Here is a 4,682-nt window from a genome sequence, read left to right as displayed (position 1 = left end):
GCGCCACGGGCAGCCGGCGGCTCCGCCGCCGGCGACACCGCAGGGAGCGAGTGAAACGAGCGACCGAGGAGCACAGCGAGCGCATCGAGTCCTCGCGACTGGGGCTTTGGAGATGTTCACCGCACCAGCGGCGATCCCATTCTTATCACCTCGATCACACACGAAACACCCGTACTAGTAGCATGGACGATCCGACGCCCGTTTCACGAAACGTTCTCCGCCTAGCTACCAAGCACTCGACGAACCCGGCGATCGGCCCGAACCCTCCTCTCACTCCTCGTCGCTGTCACCGTCCGGATCCGAGTACCCGTCACCGGCCTCGGTGCGTCTCGCGTACGCCGCGACCGCGACCGCGGTGAGGAACCAGATCGGCGCGCCGACCCGGACCGCGAACGCGGCGCGGGCGCCCCACGACTCCAGCGTGACGAAGACGGAGAGGACGGCGACGACCGGGGCCCCGACGAGGATCGTGACCACGAACGTCGTCTGCATCACCCAGCCGTAGTCGACGCCCTCGACCTCGGCCTCCTCGACGGGTTGCACGGGTGACCTAGCGGGGCGGACGGACATATCGGTGGCGGTCGGCGCCGCGCTCGGTGGACGCCCCCGCAGGCGATCGACGCCTCGCTCGGGATCCCGGCGGTTTTAATCGGACGGGGAACGACCGCCGATCGATGACCACGACGCGGGGACTCCGGGACCGCGAGGAGCCGATCACGATGCTCACCGCCTACGACGCACAGACCGCGGCCGTCGTCGACGAGGCGGGGATCGACGTCGTCCTCGTCGGCGACAGCATGGGCAACACGGCCCTCGGCTACGACTCGACGCTCCCGGTGACGATGGCGGACGTGCGCTCCCGGACCGCCGCCGTCGCGCGCGCGGTCGAGGACGCGCTCGTCGTCGCCGACATGCCGTTCCTCTCGTTCGGACTCGAGGAGGCGGAGTCGGTCCGCAACGCCGGGGAACTCCTCAAGGAGGCCGACGCCGACGCGGTGAAGATCGAGAGCGGGCCGCACACCGTCGAGACCACGCGGCGGATGACGGAGGTCGGCATTCCGGTGATGGCCCACCTCGGGCTCACGCCCCAGCACGTCAACCGGCTCGGCGGGTACACTCGGCAGGGAACCGACGAGGAGGCCGCGGCGGAGATCCTCGATCTCGCCCGCGCCCACGAGGAGGCGGGCGCGTTCGCGCTGGTGTTGGAACACGTCCCGTCCAACCTCGCGGCCGCGGTGACGGAGGCCCTCGAGACGCCGACGATCGGGATCGGCGCGGGCGCCGACTGCGACGGCCAGGTGCTCGTGGTCGACGACGTGATCGGGCTCGGCGAGTGGTCGCCGCCGTTCTCCCGGCAGTTCGGCGACGTCCGCGGCGAGATGGAGCGGGCGATCGAGGACTACAGGGACGCCGTCGAGACCGGCGAGTTCCCCGGCGAGGAGCACGCACACGTCGAGGAGGACCTCGAGGACGTCTACCGCCCGGACGACGGGTGACCTCCGGCCGCCGACCGTCACGCCCGCCGCCGACCCCCCGCGACCCCCGTCGATCCCGCCGAAGCGTATTTCACCCGAACCGTCGTCCGGGAGGGCATGGACGTCCTCTGTGTCGACGGCGACCCGGACTCCCTCGAACGGACGGCGGCGTCCGTGGGACGGGAGCTTTCCGAGGCGACGCCGCACTCGGCACGGACGGCCGAGGAGGCGCTCGACCGGCTCTCGACGGCGCCGATCGACTGCGTCGTCAGCGTCCTGGAACTCCCCGACGGAACCGGGATCGACCTGTTGGACGCCGTCCGATCGGAGCACGGCGCCCTCCCGTTCGTCCTCGCCCCGAAGTCGGGTGCCGGGGGCGAGGCGGTCGCGGCCGAGGCGGTCGCGGCCGGCGTGTCGGCGTACGTGCCGTCGCGGATCGAGGGTGAGGACCGGGCCGCGCGGGTCGCCGCGTCCGTCCGCGGGGCGGTCGAGGAGAGCGGCGAGACGGTCGCCGCCGAACACGCCCGACAGCTCGAGGCGCTCCACGAGGCGAGCGTGGGACTCATCGCCGCGACGACCCGAGAGCGCGTCGCCGAGGTGGCCGTGGCGGCCGCGAGCGACATCCACGGGCTGGAGGCCAGCACCGTCTACCTCCACGATCCGGACGCGAACGTGGTCGAGCCGGTCGCGTCGACGCCGGCCGCGGTGAACCTCGCGGGCGGGCCGCCGACGTACGGCCCCGGCGAGAGCATCGTCTGGCGCGTCTTCGAGCAGGGGGAGGCCGAGGCGGTCGAGGACGTGCCGTCCGATCCCGACGCGTACAACCCGGAGACGCCGATCCGGAGCCAGCTCACCCTCCCGCTCGACGAGTACGGGGTGTTGGTGTCCGGGTCACACGATCCGGGGACGTTCCACGAGCGCGACGTGACGCTCGGCCGGATCCTGGCCGGGAACGTCGTCGCAGCGATCGAACAGGTCGACCGCGGGCGAGCGCTCGAGGAGCGCAACGAGCGGCTCGACGAGTTCGTCGGGGTCGTCAGCCACGACCTCCGGAACCCGCTCGCGGTCGCGACGGGACGACTGGACCTGGCCCGTGTTGACCTCGCCGACGCCGGGATCGAGAGCGAGCACCTGGCGAGCGTCGACTACGCGCTCGACCGGATCGAGGCGCTGATCGACGACCTGCTCCGGCTCGCCCGCGAGGACGACGCGGACGTCGACCTCGAGCCGCTCCGGCTGTCGGGGCTGGTCGAGCACTGTCGCGGGGCCGTCGAGACCGGGGGCGCGACCCTCCGAACCGCGACGGACGGGACCTTCCGCGGGGACCGCGGGCGCGTCCGCCAGTGCTTCGAGAACCTGGTTCGGAACGCGATCGACCACGGCGGCGAGCGGGTGACCGTCGTCGCGGGCGTCCTCGAGGACGGCACGGGCATCTACCTCGAGGACGACGGACCGGGGATCCCGCCGGAGAGGCGCGACCGGGTCTTCGACGCCGGCTACTCGACGCGGCGCGACGGAACCGGGTTCGGGCTGCGGATAGTCGAGCGGATCGCCGCGTCACACGGGTGGGAGATCGCGGCCACCGAAAGCGAGACCGGCGGCGCCCGCTTCGAGATCACGGGCGTCGAGTTCGTCGACGACGGGGCGTGAACCCCTCCTCGAGGTCGAACCGCGGCGTCGATCACCGACCGAGATGCGTGACGTCCCGGCGCAGCGAGTAGCCCCTGGGGACGCCGACGGCGCCGAGACACGCCGCGCACAACACCCGCTCGTAGTCCCGGTTCGTCTCCTTCTCGAGGAGCGACACGGCCTCGAGCGGGAACACCGACTCGCATCGAGCACACTCCGCCTTGTCGCCGTCGACGATCTTCATTCGACGGTCGGTTCGGCGGACCGGTATAAAAGATCGCGGCCGAGGTTATCACTCGGCGAAACGCGGCGGGTCGAAAAAACGCGGTACTGCGGGGCGGTTTCGCCCCGGAGATCGGCGCGGTGACGCGGTGCCTGGGGCGGACTCAGCCGAAGAGCTCGCCGAGACCCTCGCCGCCGTCGCCCTCGTCCTCGTCGTCGTCGTCGGCCTCCTCGGCCTCGGCCTCCTCCTCGTCGTCGCCGTCGTCGGCCTCCTCGGCCTCGTCGGCGGAGCCGCCGGAGGCGGCGCCCGCGGCGGGGGCCGCGGCGGCCGTCTCGATGGCCTCCTCGATGTCGACGTCCTCCAGCGCGGCGACGAGCGCCTTGACGCGGGATTCCTCGACGTCGACGCCGGCGGCCTCGAGCACGCCGGTGACGTTGTCCTCGTTGATCTCTTCGCCAGTCTCGTTCAGGATGAGCGCAGCGTAAACGTATTCCATTGGTGTAACCTCGTGTTATCCGAACATCGCGCCGAGTCCCTCGCCGCCGTCGTCGCCGTCATCGTCGGCGTCGTCGTCGGTGGTCTCCTCGGCGTCTTCCGTCTCTTCGTCCGCCTGTTCCTCCTCGTCGTCGCCGTCGTCCGTCTCGGGAGCCGGGGCGGCTTCGACGCCCTGAAGCTCCTCGGGGAGCGCCTCCTCGTCGTCGATCTGCGCCGCGAGCGCGCGGAGCTGGGCGTCGGCCTTCCCGATGAGGTCGGGAACGACGTCCGGGCTCTCGATCTCCGCGAACAGCCCGACGGACTTCGCCTCGCCGGACGCCTTCGCGAGAAGGGCGCCGGCGGTGGCGGCCGTCGGGTAGGCGGCGTTGACCGAGAGGTTGCGCGCGGCGGCCGCGGCGGACTGGACGTCCGCGCGGTACTCGTCGACGTCGATGGCGAGCTCGTCCGGCTCGAAGAGGACGCCCTCGGAGTAGACGCCCTTCAGGTCGAGTCCGACCTCCTTCGGCTCGATGCCGAGCTCGGTCAGGACGTTCGCGAGGTCGTCGTCGACGACCTCGCCCTCCTCGAGGACCTTCGAGTCCTCGGTGACCTTGATCGATCCGTCCATGATGCGCGCGGACGCGCCCACGGTCTGGAGCTCGCCGACGAACGGACCCGGATCGACGCCCGTGTCACCCTCGGGGATGACGACGTCGTTCGGGGCGACCTCGCCCGCGTTGATCGGCGCCGGCGTCTTCGAGGCCTCGAGCTGCTTGTAGAGCCCGAAGGGGTTGTCGTTGGTGCCGATGAGCGCCACCTGCCCGGCGACGTACTCGGTCAGCTCCTCGACGCCCCCGTCGACCTCCTCCAACGCGCGGACG

6 protein-coding genes are annotated in these 4,682 nt (G+C 71.4%); 2 read left to right on the top strand and 4 right to left on the bottom strand.

Annotated features, from left to right (window positions below):
* Positions 1–270 precede the first annotated feature (270 nt).
* On the bottom strand, positions 271–543 hold the full coding sequence (locus DJ70_RS13750; protein WP_094533939.1) for a DUF5822 domain-containing protein: 273 nt from the start codon (positions 541–543) through the stop codon (positions 271–273).
* A 131-nt stretch (positions 544–674) separates the two neighbouring features.
* On the opposite strand from DJ70_RS13750, the gene panB reads away from it, so the two are divergent.
* Both panB and DJ70_RS13740 read left to right on the top strand, forming a co-directional pair.
* On the top strand, positions 675–1,496 hold the full coding sequence (gene panB / locus DJ70_RS13745) for a 3-methyl-2-oxobutanoate hydroxymethyltransferase (protein ID WP_094533937.1): 822 nt from the start codon (positions 675–677) through the stop codon (positions 1,494–1,496).
* A gap of 96 nt (positions 1,497–1,592) precedes the next feature.
* Positions 1,593–3,125 (top strand): ATP-binding protein, encoded by a 1,533-nt coding sequence (locus DJ70_RS13740; RefSeq protein WP_094533935.1) that lies wholly within the window; start codon positions 1,593–1,595, stop codon positions 3,123–3,125.
* 31 nt (positions 3,126–3,156) lie between these two features.
* On the opposite strand, the gene DJ70_RS13735 is transcribed toward DJ70_RS13740, so the two are convergent.
* The 3 genes from DJ70_RS13735 to DJ70_RS13725 form a co-directional block, all read right to left on the bottom strand.
* Positions 3,157–3,348: a hypothetical protein gene (locus DJ70_RS13735; RefSeq protein WP_094533933.1), complete on the bottom strand. Its 192-nt coding sequence runs from the start codon at positions 3,346–3,348 to the stop codon at positions 3,157–3,159.
* A gap of 142 nt (positions 3,349–3,490) precedes the next feature.
* The gene (rpl12p, locus tag DJ70_RS13730) at positions 3,491–3,823 is read right to left on the bottom strand and encodes a 50S ribosomal protein P1 (protein ID WP_094533931.1); all 333 of its coding nucleotides are present in this window, start codon (positions 3,821–3,823) and stop codon (positions 3,491–3,493) included.
* A 15-nt stretch (positions 3,824–3,838) separates the two neighbouring features.
* Positions 3,839–4,682 (bottom strand): 50S ribosomal protein L10 (locus DJ70_RS13725; protein ID WP_143421042.1); only part of this gene is annotated, 844 nt, incomplete at its 5' end.

Origin of the sequence: Halorubrum halodurans (assembly GCF_002252985.1) — an archaeon.
Taxonomy (GTDB): domain Archaea; phylum Halobacteriota; class Halobacteria; order Halobacteriales; family Haloferacaceae; genus Halorubrum; species Halorubrum halodurans.
This window is presented reverse-complemented; position numbering and strand designations above follow the sequence as displayed.